This window comes from Desulfovibrio sp. An276, assembly GCF_002159665.1.
GTDB lineage: Bacteria > Desulfobacterota > Desulfovibrionia > Desulfovibrionales > Desulfovibrionaceae > Desulfovibrio > Desulfovibrio faecigallinarum.
Window position 1 is genome coordinate 62,948 of sequence record NZ_NFJC01000008.1, and the last position, 19,729, is coordinate 82,676.

At 54.8% G+C, this 19,729-nt stretch carries 18 protein-coding genes and 1 CRISPR repeat array; of the genes, 5 read left to right on the forward strand and 13 right to left on the reverse strand.

Annotated features, from left to right (window positions below; translation table 11 throughout):
• Positions 1–37: 37 nt before the first annotated feature.
• The 13 genes from B5F76_RS05450 to B5F76_RS05505 form a co-directional block, all read right to left on the reverse strand.
• Positions 38–1,327, reverse strand: coding sequence for a TIGR02710 family CRISPR-associated CARF protein (locus tag B5F76_RS05450; protein WP_087352086.1), 1,290 nt, complete (start codon positions 1,325–1,327; stop codon positions 38–40).
• A complete protein-coding gene (locus tag B5F76_RS05455; protein ID WP_162608698.1) occupies positions 1,312–2,478 on the reverse strand; it encodes a Card1-like endonuclease domain-containing protein in 1,167 nt (388 codons plus the stop codon). Before B5F76_RS05455 ends, B5F76_RS05450 begins: the two co-directional genes overlap by 16 nt.
• Positions 2,479–2,557: 79 nt before the next feature.
• Positions 2,558–2,842 carry a CRISPR-associated endonuclease Cas2 gene (gene cas2, locus B5F76_RS05460; protein ID WP_087352090.1) on the reverse strand — a complete coding sequence of 95 codons (285 nt, stop codon included), beginning with the start codon at positions 2,840–2,842 and terminating at the stop codon, positions 2,558–2,560.
• A gap of 1 nt (position 2,843) precedes the next feature.
• Complete coding sequence (gene cas2, locus B5F76_RS05465; protein ID WP_087352092.1) at positions 2,844–3,119, reverse strand: CRISPR-associated endonuclease Cas2; 276 nt, start codon at positions 3,117–3,119, stop codon at positions 2,844–2,846.
• Positions 3,120–3,123: 4 nt separating this feature from the next.
• Complete coding sequence (gene cas1 / locus B5F76_RS05470) at positions 3,124–4,284, reverse strand: CRISPR-associated endonuclease Cas1 (protein ID WP_087352093.1); 1,161 nt, start codon at positions 4,282–4,284, stop codon at positions 3,124–3,126.
• A gap of 281 nt (positions 4,285–4,565) precedes the next feature.
• Positions 4,566–7,439: a CRISPR direct-repeat array (repeat unit 35 nt; unit sequence GTCGTAATCCCTATGAGATTCAGGTCAATACAAAG).
• A 226-nt stretch (positions 7,440–7,665) separates the two neighbouring features.
• A complete protein-coding gene (locus tag B5F76_RS05475; protein WP_087352095.1) occupies positions 7,666–9,252 on the reverse strand; it encodes an RAMP superfamily CRISPR-associated protein in 1,587 nt (528 codons plus the stop codon).
• Positions 9,245–10,231 carry a type III-A CRISPR-associated RAMP protein Csm4 gene (gene csm4, locus B5F76_RS05480; RefSeq protein ID WP_087352097.1) on the reverse strand — a complete coding sequence of 329 codons (987 nt, stop codon included), beginning with the start codon at positions 10,229–10,231 and terminating at the stop codon, positions 9,245–9,247. The genes B5F76_RS05475 and csm4 overlap by 8 nt, the downstream gene beginning before the upstream one ends.
• A 10-nt stretch (positions 10,232–10,241) precedes the next feature.
• Positions 10,242–10,928, reverse strand: coding sequence for a type III-A CRISPR-associated RAMP protein Csm3 (gene csm3 / locus B5F76_RS05485; RefSeq protein WP_087352100.1), 687 nt, complete (start codon positions 10,926–10,928; stop codon positions 10,242–10,244).
• A gap of 12 nt (positions 10,929–10,940) precedes the next feature.
• Entirely contained in the window at positions 10,941–11,348 is a 408-nt protein-coding gene (gene csm2, locus B5F76_RS05490; RefSeq protein ID WP_087352102.1) for a type III-A CRISPR-associated protein Csm2, read from the reverse strand.
• A 9-nt stretch (positions 11,349–11,357) separates the two neighbouring features.
• Positions 11,358–13,790, reverse strand: a complete 2,433-nt coding sequence (cas10, locus tag B5F76_RS05495; RefSeq protein WP_087352104.1) for a type III-A CRISPR-associated protein Cas10/Csm1 — start codon at positions 13,788–13,790, stop codon at positions 11,358–11,360.
• 96 nt (positions 13,791–13,886) lie between these two features.
• Complete coding sequence (locus tag B5F76_RS14780; RefSeq protein WP_162608699.1) at positions 13,887–14,039, reverse strand: hypothetical protein; 153 nt, start codon at positions 14,037–14,039, stop codon at positions 13,887–13,889.
• 12 nt (positions 14,040–14,051) lie between these two features.
• A complete protein-coding gene (gene cas6, locus B5F76_RS05500; protein WP_162608700.1) occupies positions 14,052–14,987 on the reverse strand; it encodes a CRISPR system precrRNA processing endoribonuclease RAMP protein Cas6 in 936 nt (311 codons plus the stop codon).
• A gap of 66 nt (positions 14,988–15,053) precedes the next feature.
• Positions 15,054–15,698 (reverse strand): 16S rRNA (guanine(527)-N(7))-methyltransferase RsmG, encoded by a 645-nt coding sequence (locus tag B5F76_RS05505; RefSeq protein WP_087352112.1) that lies wholly within the window; start codon positions 15,696–15,698, stop codon positions 15,054–15,056.
• Between the two features lie 255 nt (positions 15,699–15,953).
• Between B5F76_RS05505 and B5F76_RS05510 the strand changes: the two genes are divergently transcribed.
• Genes B5F76_RS05510 through B5F76_RS05530 form a run of 5 tightly spaced genes read left to right on the forward strand, consistent with a single transcriptional unit; the run spans position 15,954 to position 19,462 of the window.
• Positions 15,954–16,730 carry a DUF4198 domain-containing protein gene (locus B5F76_RS05510; protein ID WP_087352114.1) on the forward strand — a complete coding sequence of 259 codons (777 nt, stop codon included), beginning with the start codon at positions 15,954–15,956 and terminating at the stop codon, positions 16,728–16,730.
• 33 nt (positions 16,731–16,763) lie between these two features.
• Positions 16,764–17,390: a cobalt transporter CbiM gene (cbiM, locus tag B5F76_RS05515; protein WP_087352116.1), complete on the forward strand. Its 627-nt coding sequence runs from the start codon at positions 16,764–16,766 to the stop codon at positions 17,388–17,390.
• Positions 17,387–18,052, forward strand: coding sequence for a hypothetical protein (locus B5F76_RS05520; protein WP_087352118.1), 666 nt, complete (start codon positions 17,387–17,389; stop codon positions 18,050–18,052). The genes cbiM and B5F76_RS05520 overlap by 4 nt, the downstream gene beginning before the upstream one ends.
• Positions 18,053–18,059: 7 nt before the next feature.
• Positions 18,060–18,818: a cobalt ECF transporter T component CbiQ gene (gene cbiQ, locus B5F76_RS05525; protein WP_087352120.1), complete on the forward strand. Its 759-nt coding sequence runs from the start codon at positions 18,060–18,062 to the stop codon at positions 18,816–18,818.
• Positions 18,803–19,462, forward strand: coding sequence for an energy-coupling factor ABC transporter ATP-binding protein (locus tag B5F76_RS05530; RefSeq protein WP_087352122.1), 660 nt, complete (start codon positions 18,803–18,805; stop codon positions 19,460–19,462). Before cbiQ ends, B5F76_RS05530 begins: the two co-directional genes overlap by 16 nt.
• The last annotated feature ends 267 nt before the right edge of the window (positions 19,463–19,729 follow it).

Sequence of the window (19,729 nt, forward strand, 5' to 3'; positions counted from 1 at the left end):
GCGCAGGGGCGTGATAGGAGAGCTCCTGTTCTGAGGATTAGCCGAACAGGGTCGTGTCGAGCGAGGGAAAGACTGGCAGGGACTCCCGGTCGATGTCAAGGAAGGTGAAGACCAGGGAGCGCAGCTCCTCGCAGGTGGCTGCGTCGACAGGCGCAAAGCCGTGGGCAAGAAGGGATGAGTTGCGTATCCGCAAGACCTGTTCCAGCCGATCTTTATGTTGCATGAAGGCAAGGCCCAAAGGATTGTTCAGACATGCCAGCAGAAGATAGGCCTTGAAGAGGGGGAGCTGGAGCCTTCCGTCGTGGCTCGGGACAAGCGTCGTTTCCTTGAGAAAGGAAGCGGGGAGGAGAGATGATTGCACATCACTTGTGTCTATGCCAAATCGGCTGGCAAGCTCTATCTTGGCTCCCTTTTCAAGCAGGCTGTAGTAGCGGGCAGAAGCGTCGTCGAAGCGCCCCTGCTCCTCTCTGCGCAGGGCGTTGGCCGCAAGGTCGCGCAAGGCGACCGGGCAGGGGGATTTGTTTTCCTCGAAGGTCGCAAGCTCGTCGGAAGCCGCGCAAAGCTCCGTGCAATTCTTTCTGACAAGGGCAAGAAGCGGGGGGAGGGCAGGGCAGAGGCTCTGAGCGCTCAATGCTTCCAAAGCATCCAGGGCCATTGGCAAAACCCTGTGCGCCTGGGGGTAGTCGAAGCCGTCCCACAGGGCGTAAGCCTCGCTCAGGCGAGCCAGGGCACGAAAAAGTTCGGCTCTCTCTCTTCGTTGGGCCAGTTCTTCGGCAAGACGGGTCGCCTTGGCAAAGTCGCGGAAATTGAAGGCGTCCACAAGCTGTCGAATGGGGGAAAAGCCAAGAACCTCCCAGGGATTGGCAAGGCGCATGACCTTTTCTGTCCCTTCGATCACTGTTCCCAGACCGTTTTTGCTGCGCTGCCCCCCGCCTATATAGGTGAAGTGGACGTCATACTCCGCAAGCGCCAGCACAAGGGCGGCAGACATGACCTTGGTGCCGCCTGTGAAGTCCGCCAGAAGGGGTGCGCTGCCAAGGCCAAAGGCTTCTTTTGCCGAGTTTACAGCCGCGCGCATGTCGCGGACACAGGCCAAAAGATCCTGCTCGTCACGCAAGGTGTGTGTTGCGTGGACAAGAGCGTTTGCAATCTCTTCCGGGAGGGCAGGCAGTATCTGTTCCTCGACTGCCGTGGCGGATGAGGCGGAGCAAAGAAAGAGCGCGAATTTTGGGGCGTGCTGCGTCAGGGAATAGATGATTGGAGCAGGGCTTCCCCCCACTGTGCAGACAAAAAGAGGCTGAGTATTTGTGCTCAGTTGGCTATCCATTGACAGATTTCCTTTTCCAGACCCAGGAGGCGTGCGCCGAAAACAAGCCTGAGCCTCAGTTCCTCGGCGCGTTTCTTGTCCTCTTCCCTGGGCTCGAAGACAGAGACGACCATGCCCCTGCCAAAGGAGCCTCCCAGGCTTTTCTTGAGGCTGTCCAGCTTGTAGATGGCATCGGCTGCCATGGTCGTGGCCTTGCCCTTTTTGGTCAGATCGCTGGTCTTGCACTCTATGAGATAGAGCACGCTGTTCCTGCTGAAGGCTGCATCGATCTCGTTTTCGACAGCGTCCTTCTGTGCGCCCTTGACATGGCTGCGGTACTCCAGCGTGATGTTGGCTGCATAGTCGTCAATAAGCTTTTTGCCCCGCATTCCGACAAGGACATATTTGACGTACTCTTCGAGCCAGCCGCCGTTGCACCACTGGCGGGCTTCTTCGGAGGCATAGGTGATGTTTACAGGGATGTCGCAGGTAACCTTGCCCAGCTCATTTGCGATACGCATGGCTGCCTCAAAGGCCGACGATGTACGATCAGGCCATGGAACACAAAGATTGTATGAACCCTTGGCATCCGTTGCCGTTTTATTGAAGAGTTTCAGGGCAGTCTGATTGTTCAGGAAGAGCCCAAGCAGTTTTTTCAGAAGAGCGTGTCTTTCCTGGGTCACAGCCTCCTTGTCCCTGCTGGCAATGGTGTGCCCGGAACCTGCAAAGAGGATCTCTGCAATGGAAAAATTGCAGGAGAGGGGGTAGCTTTCCATGTCTCCGGCAAGGTGCAGGATCTGGCCCTGCTGGGTGTCCACATAGAAGATGAATGTTTCAAGTTCGCTCATGTTGGCCCATTCGACCGCCATGAGGGCCATGACCTTGGTGCCACCTGTCACGTTGATGGCTACAGGCCCCTGTATGCTCTCGCCTATGGCGCACAGGCAGTTGAAGACTTCGTTGTGCCCAGCTGTGGGAATGGAGTGCTGTTCTACCTTGCAACCCTTGCGTTTCAGAGCCTGCTCCAGAATGTCGGCCTTTTCCTTCATGCGTTCCGTTACCACAAGATGTACCGTGCGCGGCATGGGAGCGGAGAAGCAGACGCCGAGATAGTTTGGCAGGGTCTGTTCGGAAACAAGGCAAATCTGGGTATCGTATCCTTCAAACGACATTGGCATCCCCCTTTGGTGATATGGTTGCAGATGGGGATAATACTACTTTTCGGACAGGATGGTGGCAAGGTTTTGGGTTTCAGAAGACGTGCCAGGCCCTGTCCGGAAGTTCCGGCTTTCCAATGCCTGCGCCCGTGCGCTTTGCCTCGCAGGCCTCGCACAGGCGAAAAATCTTGATGCCATCCTCCTCGGGATCGATGATGCCGAGCATCCTGCGCTTCATCTGCCAGAGTTCCGCGTCTTCAAGCTCTGCCTGAAAGACCGACTTTTGCATGCGCAAGCCGTAGTCTTCGGCAATCTTTGCAAGCCTGCGCAGGCGTACAGGATCCCTGATATCGTAGACAATGAGATAGGTTTGCCGCATCTCAGATCACCTGCCAGTCCGTCTGCACAAGCGAAATACCCTGTCCGAGGACAACGACTCCGCCTGCGCATCTGCGGCAGAGGGGATAGACAAGCAGGGAGTCGCTCTCGGGATCGATGTACGAGGTGAGCCTTGAGACAAGGCGGAGGATTTCGTCGGACTGAAGCTCGCACTCGAAAACCGATCTCTGGCTGTTGAACCCAAGTTCACTCAGGATACGAAAGATCTTGAGACGGTTTTCGTTGTCGCTGATGTCGTAGGCGATGACGGTGTGCATGGTGTCACCTTAAGGTCAGGGGAGCATAGCTTTCCGCAGAACCATCAATGACCCGCCTGAGTTGCCGTGCCTGATAGACAATGGCCTCGCCGTAGGTCATTTCCCTGTTTGCATGGGGATGGTGGAAAGTGGTCTCCATTTTCTGCGAGAAGGCAGAAATGACGGTCTTTATGGCATTCTTCGTGAGCAGGATGGCCCTGGATGGCTCCTGGGGAAGCTCGTTTTCTCCCTCCGGATCTCCACAATCCTCTTCCGCGACCGATTGCGTCGAACCAGACTCCGATATGGCACCCACGGGATCGGACAGAACCTTTTTGAGGTTTTCGTTCTTGCGGTCCTCTTCGGTCAGCACAGGTTCCGGCTGCACAGGCTTGGGGGACTCGAAGTCGTCCTTGTGGAGCATGCTCATGTTGAAAAGGGACAGTGTCAGGGTGTCCGCGAGCAGGGCTCGGAACTCCTCGACCAGATCCAGGGGCAGGCTCGCCCTGCCGTAGGACAGGTCATGCAATATGCCAGGCTGAGGATCAAGGCCTGCCCGGCGTATGGCAGCGTGGCAGCGATTGGTCAAAAGCGTGTAGAGGAAGGAGAGAACGCAGTTGACCGGATCTGTCGGGGGCCTGCGCACCCTTTTCCTGAAGCCCCAGTCCTTGGTGAAGCCCAGTTGCAGGTGAGGGAAGTAGATGGCAGCAGCCTTGCCTTCGATACCGCGCAGGGCGTCACAGGTGGTGGCGCGCTCAAGGCCGCGGGCAAGCTCGCGAATATTGTTTGCGGCCACAAGTGCCTGAGGCTTGTTTCTGGCTCTCTTGATGCGCGCAAGAACAGTGGCCTGGTTGAGAATCTTGGCGAGAACAACGCTGCGTCCAAGCCTGAGGCGGAAGTCCAGATCATCGCAAAGTGCAAACTGCCTTTTGCGCAATGTCGCATTGGCCGGCTCCTGCATGGCAAGCCTGCCAACATAACTGCCGTCCTTTCGGAGAAATACTGTGTCTATATCCTTCCAGAAAAGAACGTGCATGGCTGGTGCCGTGATGGAGACGTTGCCGAATAGGACAATCTGCTCAAGATGACTTGCAAAGAGTGTTTGTTTGAAATCCTTGCCGTGAACAATCAGACGGCGTCCTTCTTTTTCTATTCTAGCGCCTTGTGACGTGATATATACTACCATGGATTTCTCTCTGTAATTTTTAAGTTAAAAGACTATTTTGTGTAATACATTTGAAATTCAGGTAAATATAAAGCATACTAGATATGCTAGTTTGTGTAATATACATACTTTTAGCTCTTGATATTTCTATTTTGTCGTAATCCCTATGAGATTCAGGTCAATTCAAAGGACGGCATACACACCGAAGGTCCTGCCGAGTTCCTAGCGTCGTAATCCCAATTGTTTTAGGTCAATTCAAAGCTGATGCTCTTTGAGGTGATCAATCTGCGCTATGAAGCATGGTCGTAATCCCTATGAGTTTCAGGTCAATTCAAAGTGTGAAGAAGGACGGCACCGTGGGCAAGGCCATACGGTACATGTCGTAATCCCTATGAGTTTCAGGTCAATTCAAAGCGTGAGCGTGGAGACGATGAGGAGCGTGCCAGCCTCTGGAGCCGGTCGTAATCCCTATGAGTTTCAGGTCAATTCAAAGCTGCGTGGATACCTGGACCATGAGATTGGTCATGTGCTGTAGTCGTAATCCCTATGAGATTCAGATCAATACAAAGTCGCTATCTTGGCGACGGAGCCTATGCGCCGCAGATTGTGCAGCGTCGTAATCCCTATGAGATTCAGGTCAATACAAAGGCGGACTACGGCCACGTTCTCTTCAACACACCTATCAAGGCCGTCGTAATCCCTATGAGATTCAGGTCAATACAAAGAATTGGACAAGTTGGGCAAGGACGTCAAGGCACAAGTCCTGTCGTAATCCCTATGAGATTCAGGTCAATACAAAGTAAAAAGGAACTGTAAAATTTGTTAAAATGCCCCATAGGGGGGCAGGGGTCGTAATCCCTATGAGATTCAGGTCAATACAAAGGTTCTATTCCCGTATCTCTTCTTGTGGAGAAATTGGCAAGAAGGTCGTAATCCCTATGAGATTCAGGTCAATACAAAGACCATGGCACAGATGAAGATTATGCTCGAAAGCGAAGAGAGTCGTAATCCCTATGAGATTCAGGTCAATACAAAGCAAGAAGCGGATTCTGGATCAGCTTGCCGACTCCGGTCTGTCTGGTCGTAATCCCTATGAGATTCAGGTCAATACAAAGCATCAATTGGCGGAACACCCCCGATCCTAATTGGATTGAAGTGTCGTAATCCCTATGAGATTCAGGTCAATACAAAGTGACAAGCGACATCAGTGAACTTCTTCGTGAGGGCTACCAGGTCGTAATCCCTATGAGATTCAGGTCAATACAAAGGAGTTCACAGGATTCTGTCCGGAGTGCGGTGCCGAGATGGGTCGTAATCCCTATGAGATTCAGGTCAATACAAAGCAACCCACTATAAGGAGGAAACTATGGACGAAAGAATTAACGAGTCGTAATCCCTATGAGATTCAGGTCAATACAAAGAGCTTGCCGAGTTTCCCGTAACCCATGCCAGCCGTCTGGCGTCGTAATCCCTATGAGATTCAGGTCAATACAAAGGTGCCGATACCGTCAAGGCAGATCTTCCCATGTGAAGGCAGTCGTAATCCCTATGAGATTCAGGTCAATACAAAGAACTTGGCTGGATCGTGTCTGTGCAGTCGCCTCTACTTGGTCGTAATCCCTATGAGATTCAGGTCAATACAAAGGCTCCCAACCTTTTGCATGGAGACAGCACCCAAAGCACGTCGTAATCCCTATGAGATTCAGGTCAATACAAAGAAGTCCTTCTTTAAGGTTTCTGTCAAGACTGTAGACGGAAACAGTCGTAATCCCTATGAGATTCAGGTCAATACAAAGCTGAAACCATGGACGGGATCACATTGTGGAGCTTTGCGTCGTAATCCCTATGAGATTCAGGTCAATACAAAGAATCCGCCGCGCCGTGTCTCAAAAGGACCTCAGAATGTGGTCCGGTCGTAATCCCTATGAGATTCAGGTCAATACAAAGAAAGACTATAGAATTTTCGTTCACTCCGAACATTAAGGTCGTAATCCCTATGAGATTCAGGTCAATACAAAGTAACTTTTCCGACCTTGAAGTTCTGACTGTTGAAACTGAAAACGGTCGTAATCCCTATGAGATTCAGGTCAATACAAAGGAGGACTCCCAAAAGGACCAATACCATGACAAAGACCGCTTGTCGTAATCCCTATGAGATTCAGGTCAATACAAAGCCAAGAAGACCGTCCGCACAAAGGACGGCGTGAAGTCCATTGAAGTCGTAATCCCTATGAGATTCAGGTCAATACAAAGAAACTTTTGCCATGAACTTGAGGAGGGCAATCAATGCATCCAATGTCGTAATCCCTATGAGATTTAGGTCAATACAAAGAACGAATACACGGCATGCCTATGCACCGTGTGGCCCGTCGTAATCCCTATGAGATTCAGGTCAATACAAAGGTGCAAAGAAGTTTGTTGGTACGTTCACTGTGTGGACGTACATGTCGTAATCCCTATGAGATTCAGGTCAATACAAAGGGGATCTAGTCGTTACACAATTGATAGCACAAAGGGAACTTGGTCGTAATCCCTATGAGATTCAGGTCAATACAAAGAGTCGGTGAACTTTACATGCCCGACCTCGTGGTCCAGATATGTCGTAATCCCTATGAGATTCAGGTCAATACAAAGTTCTGTATTGCCGTTGTAGTCACAACCTCCGGAAACGCTGTGTCGTAATCCCTATGAGATTCAGGTCAATACAAAGCTTATTCCTTGCCCCGCTGCAAAGTGTACAGGTTGGGATCTGTGTCGTAATCCCTATGAGATTCAGGTCAATACAAAGACAGAGCTGCTTGATGAAATAGCAGAGGAGAACTAGACATGAGTCGTAATCCCTATGAGATTCAGGTCAATACAAAGGGACCAGTCGATCCTTGTCGTTAAGCGCCCGCGCAACGCACACGTCGTAATCCCTATGAGATTCAGGTCAATACAAAGTCGCACAAGACGGAACTTCTTACAATCCGTCTTGAAAAGGAAGTCGTAATCCCTATGAGATTCAGGTCAATACAAAGGTTGAAATCCTTATGGCACAATGTAGCAATACTGATTTACTGTCGTAATCCCTATGAGATTCAGGTCAATACAAAGTGTCAATCAGTACGGGCAAGAGATCGCCCGCATCGACCCCCAGAAGTCGTAATCCCTATGAGATTCAGGTCAATACAAAGTCTACAGTCAAATTTGCAAAAGATACTCTGAAGTTAGTAGCTTGTTTTCGCGAACCTCCTGCCAACTCATTCCAGTCCAGTGGAACAATTGATCTTCAAAATTGTAACTTGTTGTATTCATAGCAATTTTCCCTTGCGCGAACCTTTTCGAGTTTAAATTTGCAACCTATTGAAATCACAGATGATCACAAAAACGAGATTTTTCGCGAAAAGGTTCGCGCATCTGTCATCCTGGGAGCAGGGCCTTGACCTGCTTGATCTTCTCCTGCTGCTTCTTGGATTGCTTGCCATCCCATTTGCCAAGATGAGACCAGCAATTTTTGAGGGCCTCAGCTGCCTTTGCCTTCATGTCAGGCTGCCATCCCTGCATTTCTGTGTAGAGCTGCATGGAAAGAGCCTCATCCTGGCTTTCCTGAAGTTGCAAGAGCCTTGCTTCTTCGGGTGAAAGCTCGGCCATGCGACTTGCAAGTTCTGCCTTCCTCTCTTCTTCCTCCCTAGCCTTTTGTTCAGCTGCTTCCCGAGCTTTTGCGAGTTCGGTCTGTTTCTCCGCTGCCTTTTGAGCTGCTTCCATGGCCTTGTTGCGCAGTGCAAGCAGGCGCTCACTTCTGGACTGGGCTTCGCGAGCTAATGCCTCTTCGGTTCTGGCTATTCCCTTGGTGTACTCCTCCACACTACAGAAGTGTAGGAGTACCCATCCAAAGGGCAAAACTCCGTTGGCAAGCGTTCGTGTTGTTCCATAGGGCTTGGGCTTTCCGTCCTTGCCCTTGCTGGTAAAGGGCCTGTTGCTGTCCACGGTGACGCACTCCACATGGGAGTAGTGCCCTATGCGCAACAGCATGGTGTTGGCGTCCAGGTTTTCCACTGTGTCAGCCACCTTTTTCAATGCCTCACGCGTGGCAGCAAAGTGGGGCAGCTGATAGAATTTGTCCATGTCCTTCCGGAAACGCTCCAGATAGAAGCCGTTGCAAAGCTTCATCAGAGCCAAAGGTTCTATCGTACGCCCACCGGGCAGGGTGATGGCAGGCGTTTTTCCGGAGCTGTCCAGCATCATGCGTCCCCACAAGGGACCGCTGCTGGGCATGATGGCTTCGCAGGGTGTCTTGGGCGTCCCCTTTTTCTCCTTGTTGCGGCTTTGTTCCACTGCGCGGACAATGGCGCAGGCAGAATTCAGAGTCATGCAGTCGGAGAGCTTTAAAGCCTGCATGGCGTGCTCATTGATGGGACCAAACATATCGGTCAGGGCCGTGTTGATATTCCCTCGCCTGTCCTGAGCCATGACGTCGCGCAGCAGTGGTTTGCCACGCCTTTTCCGTTCCAGATCCAGGAAGTTGATGAGGGGCGTGCTGATGGCACCCTTGAGGGACGATCCAGGGATATAGGGGCAGTCATTCGCGGGATTGCGCAGTGCAAGAGCCACTTCTCCCTTCTTGTCCTTCTGGCTTTTGCTGTCCCTGGTTCTGCTGTTTCCTGGAGTTCCGCCATAGGCCTGCGAAAGTTCCCGGGCCAGAGTGTCGTCAATGGATCTGAAGTTGATTCCGAACAGGTTCGGATCCACCTTCTCGTTCAACATGCTGCGTATCTGCGCGACATCTCCACTGGCTATGGTCTTTTGCACGGATGCGTCATCGGCGTTTTGCATGAGCCAGCCCTGCAGATCGATGCAGCAAAGCCAGTTTTGGTTGCCTATCTTGCGGATGACGTAATCAAGAGGGGAGAGCTCATCATTGGAGCCTATGTAGACAGGAGTGAGCACCTCAATCCAGAAGGGAACAAAGCCCTTTTCCTGCCAGCTGCGGGGCATCTTGTCAGGCATTGCTCACCTCCTCAATATTTTCCTCGGCCAGCCTGCAGGGCAGCGTCAGGGGCTGGGTTATCTGCACTATGTCCGGGTTGGCGTTGAGCCCCTTCAGGACAAAGGGACCTTTCGGCAAACCTGTGAGCACGGCACCCTCCTGAACACATAAAAACGGACTTTTGTAGGGATTGCCGCGGCTTATGCCCTGTCCTGCCTTGCCGCTCTTCACCTCCACCGCGTACCAGCCGTCAAGATCGCGCATGTCCGGGGCGGAGAGTATGGAGACAAGAAGGCAGTGGGGCAAAGCTTCTGTCTGAGGAGCAAAGCCCGCATCTTCCTCTATGGAAAAGCCGCCCTTGCCTGTGCTCGCGTCCCTGCCAAAGCCAATCTGGCCTATGCGGCGCAGGCGCTCAAGCAGCGCGGGACTGTCCTCTGTCTGTGCGTAGAGGTGGTACAGCATGCCTTCGGCAGGCCAATAGGCGTGGGAGACAAAGAGGCCTCCATCGAGGGCAGCACTGGAGTTGCGGGAAATGGTAACATGCATTTCCTGCTGTCTTTTGGCAACTGGCGTCTCCCAGAGCCCGGGATTTTTGCAAAACTCCGCAAAGAGGTCCGCAACAGAGAGGCTTTTGCAATGCCTTTGCCAGACGGACAGGGGCAAAAAGCGCTTTTTGCGGTACTTCTTGAAGAGGCTCAGGGCCTCGAAGGCGGAGAACAGTTTGCCTTTTTCCCCGACAAATGCTCCCTTTTCCAGAAGATCTGCAAAGCGCTTGCGGGGAAGGGGCGGGAGCTTCGGGGCAAAGACCGTGTCCTTCGGCATGGCGGAGGAAAGGACAAAGGGCGGCCTGCCATCCATGAAGGCGGAAATTTCCGCCCGCAGGGCGTCTTCCCCCTCGTCCTCGGCCAGCCTGTAGAGCAGAAGGCCTGCCAGCGTGTCGCTGCGCAAAGGCGTGCCCCAGGCGGATTCGGGTTTTACAATGTAGCGATGCAGAGACATGTGACCTCCGCTAGAATGCGCGTATGCCCTCAAGATCAACGGGCTTGCCGTCCACCTGCAGGTTTTCGAAGACTACCTGGCCGCTGCCTCTGGAGCCGCCTCCGCCAAGGGCGTCGAGCTCGATCATCTTGAGTCCCTTCCAGATGTAGTTCAAGAGCTCCTCGCTGTCCCCCTCATAGACGCGGAAGGCCATGTTCAGGGTAAAGCAGGTGCCAGCAGGGACGCGCTCCAATGGCCTTGGATGCTCTGCCACACCCTTCACGCGGTGTATGATGTTTTCGGTCTTGACTTCCATGGGAAGGAGACCGTTCACAAAGAGTGTTCTGTACTCGTCCGTGAGACTTGCGTCGCGCACAAGCAGCCGGGAGGGGCCGAGATCATCCTCGCAATCCTTGGGCGCAGCGTGAGAGCCGAAGATGGTGCACGCTGGGCAGGTCCTTTTGCCGCATGCGCAGGGTTTTCCATCGACAACGGACTTTCTGGTGTCCGGATTCTTCATGAAGACGGAAGTCTCAAGCAGCGAGCGCAGCTTGCCCTTGAGCGATGAACCGGGGATATAGGGGGCACTGGTAATGGGATCCTTGATGATGGGCTGGTCCATGCCGCCGATTTCGATATTGTCCTTGCTGGCACCAATATGCAGGCCGGAACGAAGGCGGATGACACCGGTAATGTTTTTGATCGCAACAAGTCTCATGGCAACTTCCCCCTAATCCTTGAGTCCTTCACCGTAGCAAAAACCGACCACAGCCTCGAAATGCAGCAAAAAGGCCTTGAAATCGTCCGGCTTGCTTATCTGATCCACATTGTCGCCTATCCATTGCGCAAAATAGTGCGTGACAACGCCGCGGCCCTTGGCGTAGGCGACCTTGGCCTTGAGCATCTTTATCTGTGGCAGGATTCCCAGGAAGGCGGCATCGGACTTTTGCTGATTGCTCCAGGTGAGCTCGAGGCTTTTCACATCGCCGTAGAATTTGCGCAACTGCGAGCTCTTGATGCTGTTTCTCTGATCAATCCTGTCATTGTATCTGACAACAAGCTGCCTCGCCACCTTGAGCGCCTGACCGTCCACGAGCTCGGGATCAATGGTGCCCTTGTCCGTATAGTATCTGATCATACATCCTCCCTATATTGACGCACGGGTCCGATACAGAGCCCATGTGACGCTGATTTCCATGTTTTCAAAGTCCCTGGCGTGGCTTAAGGCCTGCAATTTTCCAAGCACGTCTGGCGGGAAATCCTTCTTCTGGGCGAAGTTGCGGCTTATGTCGTAGACCATGTGGGATCTGTAGAGTCCGCAGGAAATGTCCCCTGCCGCAAAGGCCCTGGCCTTTCTTGAGTATTCGAGGAGCCTGCGCACAAAGCCCTGGCTCAAGGTGCCATCAAGGCACAGGTTCTCGAGCCATTCTCCCAGGGAGAGTCGGATTTCAAACTCCTTCCAGGGGCAGGTTACCCCAAAGAGGGTCACTGCGTTTTTTGCCGGCGCGTCTGTCCTCTTGTCCTCGCCCCGTCCCTTGGAGGATTCGAGCTCTTCCTCTGCCAGATCCTTGATGACGCGCATGGGCACGCCGGGCTTGGCAAGAGCCACGCCCGCGGAAATGGTCACGTCTGGATTGCCACCGCCGAAGCGCTCAAAGGTCGCGTGCAAGAGCCTTGCAAAACAAATTACGTCGCTCCAGGGGCCGAGCACGAAGAGATCGTCGCCGCCTGCGAAGACCACGTAGATGTCGGGGAACTTCTCGGTCATGACCCTGATGAGATAGGACGAGAAGAAGTGGTGCATCATGCGTGAGAGCATGGCGAAACGGGACAGGGAGAAGTGGTTTCCCTCCCCGTGCTCAAGGCCCATGCCGAACAAAAGTCCCAGGTTGTCCACATCCGCCTTGCAGGCTGCAAGGCAGGCTATGGAGCGAAAGCCCTTTTCCTCGGAGATTTTGGCCTCGGATGCCAGCATGCCAAAGGTCTTGGGCGCGCCTTCTTCCCAGGGCTCGTCCTCGGTTTGCACGATTTGGCCGGACACTTTCCAGCGTGCCATATCGTCCCGGGAAATCCTAGGCACGTAGCCTGCCACAGGGGCTGCCGTGAAGGCCGTCCTGTCCTTCAGGGAGAGGATATCCAGGGCCTTGGCTGCGTTCTTGTCCACACTCTCCTCAAGGCGAAGGTTGAGCCTGCCAAAAAGGGGGAAGCCCGAGTTATCCCTTGTCAGAAGGGCATAGCGGGCAGTGGGAAGCCTGCGCCCTACCTGCTGAATGAGGGCAGAACAGATGTCGCAGCCAGCCTCGTCTCCGCTTTCGCCCCTGGCGGGCCTCAAGTCACAGAAGGGACAGGCGCCATACTGGGCGTACTGCGAGCTCGCAATGCCGAGCACAGGTGTAAAGCTTTCCCCAAGAAGAGGAGAGAGGGGACGCAGCTTGGCGCGCTCAAGCTTGTCGTTCAGGGTCCTGTAGACGTCGGGGAAGCTTGTGATGGCAAGGTCCCTTGCCCTGAAACCGTGCCTTGCGAAGGTGACGCGCAAAATGCCGTTGAAGGCCTTGAGCACATGGTTCAGAGCCTCTGTCTCCAGTCTGTCTGCCTCCTCGCGGACCTTTGGAGTGTCCGGGAGCAGGAGGATGAAGCGTCCCCCAGCGTCCATGATGCGGGCGACTGAGGAGAGGTTGCAGCGCTCGATGAGGGTCAGCCAGATGGAGCGGGTGAGCATTTGCAGGCTGAAGGAGCGGGCGCGCAGGAGCTTGCTGGCACCCCTGTCCCCCTGCTCTCCCTGGCCGAAGATGTAGTTCTGTATGCCGGAGAGCTCGCCGCCGAAGAGGAGAAGGCCCGTGTCCTGCAGTTTGTCGACAGGCTTTTCGCCAAGATAGAGCGCCTGGGCTATGGAAGCTGTGGTGTAGCAGTGATCGTAGAGGCTTATGTCCGCCCTTGTCTCGTAGGTCGAGGAGGGGATGCACCAGGCAAAGCGCTCGAGCACGGTCATGAGGGAGGAGAGGTAGTGGGAGGGCCCCATGTCCAGGGGAATGGCCCGCAAAGCCTGCAAAAATGCCTCGTAGAGATCGGCGTACGAGGTCTTTTGCGCGTCCTTGAGCGGCACAGGAAAGATGGGGTCATCCGCGTCATCAAGAGGTTTCAGGCCATAGCGCAGGAGTTCCACGGGCTTTTGGGCAGATTTCTCGTCGCGCAGGCGCACTCGCCCGAAGATGGACTCGAGCCTTGCTGTCTTGTACCCGCCCTCGCTGTCTCCGGGAATGCGGTCGTGTCCAGAGGCCAGCCAGTCTCCCTGTTGCAGACACTTTTCCATCCTGCTTGCCTCGTCCGGCTTGTGGTGTGCAGACGCTATGCGGGCAAGTAGGCTGCGCTTTCCTTCAAGATCCCGGGGCAGGGGAAGCTCCTTTTCCACAAAGTAGTCCGTGTAGAGGACGTGCCTATGCGTGCCTCCATGGGCAGACTGGGGACAATACGTATCCTCCATGTCTTTGCTTGATGGAGCGCCTGCCCGCTGGGCGAATTTGCCAACATCGTGCACGATGCTTGCCAGGACAAGAAGAAAGAGCGATTCCGTTTTTTCCATGGGCGAGCTCTCCTGTTGCTGTCTGTGAAGCTGTTCGTGAAAAGAAAGAGACTACTCTACAATTGCCTGTTTTTGTACGTGATTGCAAGCTTTTTTTCAGTCCACACAGGTGTGGACTCGTTTTGCCTTGTCTGAAAAAAAGCCGAGTTCCGGATATTTTTTTTCGTTTTTCAGGAAGAGATGCGCGTCTCCTTGTCCTGGGAACAAAAATGCAGCAGTGACATGCGCGCCTTTCTGCCATTGGCGCATGTCGCGATCGCGTTACAGCCCGGAGTCAAGAACGAAATGCACTTCGCCAAGGCCGAAGCTTGACTGCTTGCCTAGGTGCAGCTTCTCGGCCATGGCGAGGAAGGGGAGAAAGGGCGCTATCCTTCCTTCGTAGACAATGCTGCCCTGCAGGCCTCCGAGCTGCATGTAGGTGTTTTGGCGCGAGGAGTAGCGTGTCCAGTCCTTCCAGAAAAGTCCGGATTCTACAGTGCGCACGCTTTCTGCCAGAGCAATCATGTCCCGGAAATTTTCATAGTGCACGCTTTCCCCGTCCAGGGCCCAGAGCGAGCGCAGCCTGCGTACGACAAGTTGAAAGAGCATCCTGAAGGGAAGGTCTGCGGACAATTTGTTGCCTTCCTTGAAACGACAGGGGGTCACGAGATGGACGCGTACGCGCTGCGTACCCCCTGCGTTCTCGTCAAGGGCAGGGAGAACAAGATTTTCGGGAGCCGGCATGATGACCTTCTGGCGCTCCCTGTCGTAAATGGATGTTTCGTCGCAGACAATATCCTGGAGTTCGAATGTGCCAGGACAGACATCGGACTTTCTTCCCATGCCGTGTTTGCCGGCCAGGACAAAGGCGTGCGCGAAATAGGGGACATAGGAGGTCGCGTAGGAAAAGAGCTTCACTCCAAAGACAAAGCGTTCGCCTCCCTCGTATTCTGTCTTGCCTGTGTCGCAGGTCTCGAAACAGAAGGGCAGGGTGAGGGAGTCATATCTTCCTTCACCGCGCGCGGGCTTGCCTATGAAGAGGGATGGATAAGTGCAGACACTTTTTAGCATGCATTGAGCACAATCACGCTCACGCGTCGTGCAGCAGGTCTTTTTCAGGTGCGTTCCGAATGTGCCCCGGATCATGGACCCCTTGTAGGCGGAAAAGCTGGCCTTGGTGTTCAGCCGGCAGCAAAAGGTGAGAGAAAGGTAGTGCATGGAAGGCTCCCTGGCATGTGCCATCGCTCCGGTTTTGTTGTATGCTCTCCGCTGTTTGTGTTTTCCTTACGCCCTCTTCACAGCCCACAGGGTACGCGTACCGGAGGGACTCTGGTAGCTTGTGTCCGCAACCAGCATGAAGGGCATTTTGAGCCCCGCAAGCTCTTCTTTTGCAGGAACCATGCGGCTCATGAAGACCACAAGGCCATTCTCCGCAAGATTGCCCCCCACAAGTTCCAGCACCTTTTCCCAGGGCAAAAAGGCCCTGCTCACCACAAGGTCTGCCTTCTTTCCGCGCATGAATTTGTTGATGTCCTCGTTGTGCACACACGTCCTTGCAAGGTCTATGGTCCCCAGGACCTGGGAGAGGAAGAGGGCCCTTTTGCTGCGCACCTCTATCATGTGATAGGTCCCCTTTTTCCACACGCAGCGCAGAGGAATGCCGGGAAGGCCTGCTCCTGCCCCGGGATCCCACGAGACGGGATCGTCTGCCAGGGGCAGGGTCTCCAGAAAGTCCTTGAGGCGCAGGCAGTCCGCAATCAGATCCTCCACGGCCTCCTCCCAGGTCCTTGCGCCCACAAGGTTCATGCGGGCGTTCCAGCGCATGAGCATGTTCACATACTCAAGAAGAGAGGGGAGCGCGTCTTCGGGGCAGGGTACTCCTGCCTTGTCCAGCATCCTTGCCAATTCCTGTGAGCCTGCTTCTTCCATGGTCTCCCCCTGATGTTTTTTGCCTGGCACATCCTGCCCTTGTGGGGCGTGTGCCGCACCCCATTAGTACGACGCATGACACCTTCGGGCAAGCCCCGCACAAGCCTTGCAGGAAAATGGCCAATTCTTGCCTCAAGCACTCATTTGTCCGTTTGGGCTGGACTTTGCCCTGTGTAAGGCGTAGAAGTATTACACTTTGAAAAATCGTGTTACTTGCAAGTCCTTCTTCACCCTCAAAACGCCCAGGAGTTTGCCATGCGCAAGATATTTGCTGTAGCGCTCGTGCTTTTTGCCTTCTCCTTCCTTTCGTCCCCTGCCCTGGCCCATTTTGGCATGGTCATCCCCTCGACGCCGGTTGTAGAGGAGAAGAAGGACGCTACACTTTCCCTTGAGCTCTCCTTCTCCCATCCCATGGAAATGGTGGGCATGCCCCTGGCAAAGCCAAAGTCCTTCACAGTCCATGTCGATGGCAAGGCGCAGGATCTTGTGCCGTCGCTTGCGCCAGCAAAGATTCTGGACCACGAGGCATGGAAGGCGCAGTACACGATAAAGCGCCCAGGCGTCTATTGGTTCGCGATGGAGCCTGTACCCTACTGGGAGCCAGCCGAGGATTGCTACATCATACACTACACGAAGACCGTTGTGGCTGCCTTTGGCGAGGAGGAGGGCTGGGACAGGCCCTTGGGCTTGAAGACCGAAATTGTCCCCCTCACGCGCCCCTTCGGCAACTACGCTGGCAACGTGTTCTCGGGCCAGGTTTTGCGTGACGGCAAGCCCCTTGCTGGCGCCATGGTCGAGGTCGAGTACTACAATCGCAACCATGCCTACACTGCTCCCAACGCTCATCTTGTGACCCAGGTGGTGAAGGCGGACGCAAACGGTGTCTTTGTCTACGGGGTGCCCTTTGCCGGCTGGTGGGGCTTTGCGGCCCTCTCGACCTCGGATCAGAAGATGGACTACAAGGGTGAGGCCAAGGATGTGGAACTTGGCGCAGTCCTCTGGATGGAATTCGTGAACCCCGCAAAGAAGTAGAACAAGGGGGCGCCTCCCCAAAAGGTACAAGCCATGCACATTTCCGAAGGTGTTCTTTCGCCAGCCATCCTTGGCGCAGGCTACGCCCTGACCGCTCTTGGAACCCTTGTCGGCCTGCGCAAGGCGGACTATGGCCGCCTTGTCACTACTGCCGTGCTTGCGGCAGTCTTCTTTGTGGCCTCCCTCATCCATGTCCCCCTAGGGCCCGGCAATGTCCACCTCATCCTGAACGGCCTTCTCGGCCTTTTCCTGGGCTGGGCTGTCTTTCCGGCTCTTCTGGTAGCGCTTCTCCTGCAGGCCATACTCTTTCGCTACGGAGGCATTGCAAGCCTTGGCGTGAACGTCTTCGACATGGCCTTTCCTGCAGTGCTGTGCCACTACCTCTTCCGCTCCTGGCTTTGCAGGGGCCGCACCATGCGCCTTGCGGGATCCTTTCTGTGCGGAGCACTCTCGGTTGCCGGAGCGGCACTTTTCACAGCCCTTGCCCTGGCGCTCACGGACGAGGGCTTTTGGGCCTCGGCGAAGATCCTGCTTCTCGCCCATCTGCCTGTCATGGTTCTTGAGGGCATCATGGTGGCACTCATTGTCTCCTACATCGCGAAGACAAGGCCGAACCTGCTGCAACCTTCTGCGCCTGCTACTCTTGGGGGAAAGATATGATGCGATACATCAAGAGACACATCCTTTTGGCACTGGTTTTGTGCTGCTTCACTGCCTTCGCACCCGAGTACGTCCTGGCCCACATGGTAAATGTCTTTGCCTATGTGGAGGGGAACAGTATCCAGGTCGAGTGCAGTTTCAGCAGGAGCAACAGGGTGCGCGAAGGAAAGCTCTTCTTCCTGGACAGGGAGACGCAAAGTGTCGTGCATAAGGCAACAACAGACGAGCAGGGCTGCTACACGCTGAAAGCCGGGGACATAGCGCCCATTCTTGATGCCGGCCACGGGCTTCTCATCCGCCTTGTGGCAGGCGAGGGTCATCAGAACGAGTGGGAGATGGACGCAGAGGAACTTGCGCCCCTTGCGGGAAAGAGTGCAGCCAGGGAAGCGTCGCAGGCCCCCGGTGTTCCCGAGGCTGCGGCGCAAGCCCCTGCCGTTACTCCGGAAGTATCCTCGACTTCTTCTGAAGCAAGGCCTGTCACAAGCCTGAACGAAGCGGAGCTCGAAGCCCTGGTTTCCAGGGTGGTGGACGCGCGCCTTGCCCCCATACACAAGGCTCTGGCACGAGAGGACGAGCCAAACCTGCGCGACATTGTGGGCGGCATAGGCTGGATACTGGGCCTTTTGGGCCTTGCAACCTGTCTGCGCTACAGGCCAAGGTAGGACATCCATGCGCTTTCTTGTGTGCAACGCGGATCCTGCCGTGAGGGTCTTTCTTGCCATGGCCTTTGCCCTTGTCCTCTCGCTTTTGCAGGGGCTTTGCACAAGCCTTGCGGGCCTCGGCATATCCATTGTCCTTGCCCTTGTCCTTGCGCCAAATCTGCGCAGGCTTTGCCAAAACCTCCTTGTGGCAAATTGCTTTGTGCTCTTTGTCTGGCTCACAGTCCCCTGGACCATGCCCGGCACAGCGCTCTGGAGCCCCGGTCCTTTCTGTTTCACCTATGAAGGCGTGGAACTTTCCCTGCGCGTAACCATAAAGTGCAACGCCATCCTTTTGGCCTTTCTGACATTCATGGCGGACATGGAGCCTGCAGGCCTTGGCTGCGCCCTGGAAAGGCTGCACGTTCCTGCAAAGCTTGTCTTCCTTATCCTGCTCACCTCCCGCTACGTACACGTTATCGGGGACGAGTGGAAAAGGCTCAAAATGGCCGCTGCCTTGCGGGGCTTTGTCCCGGGCTCCAACATGCACACCTATAGAACCCTTGCCAGCATGCTGGGCCTGACCCTTGTAAACAGCATGGACAGGGCTCAGCGCGTCTACGAGGCCATGCTCCTCAGGGGCTTTGCCGGACACTTTCACATGCTCGAAGAAAGCAGACCCAGGGGAGCCGATCGCGTCCTTGTCCTTGTCTGCCTCATTGTTCTTCTTGCCCTCTTGCTCGCGGACACAGCCCGCGTTTGGGAAACAGCATCATGGCCGATCTTCTGACCCTCGAAAACGTAACCTTTGGCTACCCAGGCCGCCCAAAGCTTTTCGAAAACCTGCACTTCACCCTGCGGGATGGCGAGGCCATTGGCCTTCTTGGCCCCAACGGCAGCGGAAAGACAAGTCTCCTTCGCCTTGTCATGGGCCTTGAAAGGCCTGAGGAAGGATTGATCCTGCTTCACGGAAAAAGGGTAGAAAGTGCGGATGAGTGGCGCACTCTTCGCTGCACCATAGGCCTTGTGCTGCAAAACTCCGACGAGCAGCTCTTTTCCTCCACTGTCCTCGAGGACGTTGCCTTCGGGCCCCTGAACCTTGGCCTCTCCCGTTTTGATGCACGGCAAAGGGCCATGGAGGCCCTGCAATGCGTCGGCATGGAAGACTTTGCGCATCGCCCCATACACGAGCTCTCGGGCGGCGAGAAAAAGCTCATAGCCCTTGCAAGCGTGCTCTCCATGCGCCCGAAGGCCCTGCTTTTGGACGAGCCCACAACCTTCCTCGACGAGGCAGCAAAAAGGCGCATAGCAAACCTTTTGCCAGAGCTTGGCGCAACCAGGATAGTCGTCTCCCACGATTCCGATTTCCTTGCCAAAACTACAGGGCACATTGTGACCATCGAGGACGGCCAAATCCGTCCCCTGCGCTCCTGATCCCCTATACCGGCCCTGGCGCTCGCCACCACTGCACACGACTGGCTGGTGAAGCCTCCCCGCGCTTACGCACGGGGCTTCCTCCCTTGGGACTCGGGAGGACTACCCTGCTTTCGATACGGGATGCGTCAGCACTGATCCGAAGACCAGACGCTCAAGGTGCTCTTTAGGAGCCCAGGGCCGCCCGCAGCCTAATTAACGAATCCAGGGTGCACGTGCTTCTGTGAGAGCATTCTGGAACTTTTGCCAGAATGTCCCGCCGTTGAT

Bases quoted from the DNA above. Each gene is read 5' to 3' on its own strand.
- B5F76_RS05450 (WP_087352086.1), bottom strand. From the start codon at position 1,327: ATGGATAGCCAACTGAGCACAAATACTCAGCCTCTTTTTGTCTGCACA.
- B5F76_RS05455 (WP_162608698.1), bottom strand. From the start codon at position 2,478: ATGTCGTTTGAAGGATACGATACCCAGATTTGCCTTGTTTCCGAACAG.
- cas2 (WP_087352090.1), bottom strand. From the start codon at position 2,842: ATGCGGCAAACCTATCTCATTGTCTACGATATCAGGGATCCTGTACGC.
- cas2 (WP_087352092.1), bottom strand. From the start codon at position 3,119: ATGCACACCGTCATCGCCTACGACATCAGCGACAACGAAAACCGTCTC.
- cas1 (WP_087352093.1), bottom strand. From the start codon at position 4,284: ATGGTAGTATATATCACGTCACAAGGCGCTAGAATAGAAAAAGAAGGA.
- B5F76_RS05475 (WP_087352095.1), bottom strand. From the start codon at position 9,252: ATGCCTGACAAGATGCCCCGCAGCTGGCAGGAAAAGGGCTTTGTTCCC.
- csm4 (WP_087352097.1), bottom strand. From the start codon at position 10,231: ATGTCTCTGCATCGCTACATTGTAAAACCCGAATCCGCCTGGGGCACG.
- csm3 (WP_087352100.1), bottom strand. From the start codon at position 10,928: ATGAGACTTGTTGCGATCAAAAACATTACCGGTGTCATCCGCCTTCGT.
- csm2 (WP_087352102.1), bottom strand. From the start codon at position 11,348: ATGATCAGATACTATACGGACAAGGGCACCATTGATCCCGAGCTCGTG.
- cas10 (WP_087352104.1), bottom strand. From the start codon at position 13,790: ATGGAAAAAACGGAATCGCTCTTTCTTCTTGTCCTGGCAAGCATCGTG.
- B5F76_RS14780 (WP_162608699.1), bottom strand. From the start codon at position 14,039: ATGCGCCAATGGCAGAAAGGCGCGCATGTCACTGCTGCATTTTTGTTC.
- cas6 (WP_162608700.1), bottom strand. From the start codon at position 14,987: ATGCACTACCTTTCTCTCACCTTTTGCTGCCGGCTGAACACCAAGGCC.
- B5F76_RS05505 (WP_087352112.1), bottom strand. From the start codon at position 15,698: ATGGAAGAAGCAGGCTCACAGGAATTGGCAAGGATGCTGGACAAGGCA.
- B5F76_RS05510 (WP_087352114.1), top strand. From the start codon at position 15,954: ATGCGCAAGATATTTGCTGTAGCGCTCGTGCTTTTTGCCTTCTCCTTC.
- cbiM (WP_087352116.1), top strand. From the start codon at position 16,764: ATGCACATTTCCGAAGGTGTTCTTTCGCCAGCCATCCTTGGCGCAGGC.
- B5F76_RS05520 (WP_087352118.1), top strand. From the start codon at position 17,387: ATGATGCGATACATCAAGAGACACATCCTTTTGGCACTGGTTTTGTGC.
- cbiQ (WP_087352120.1), top strand. From the start codon at position 18,060: ATGCGCTTTCTTGTGTGCAACGCGGATCCTGCCGTGAGGGTCTTTCTT.
- B5F76_RS05530 (WP_087352122.1), top strand. From the start codon at position 18,803: ATGGCCGATCTTCTGACCCTCGAAAACGTAACCTTTGGCTACCCAGGC.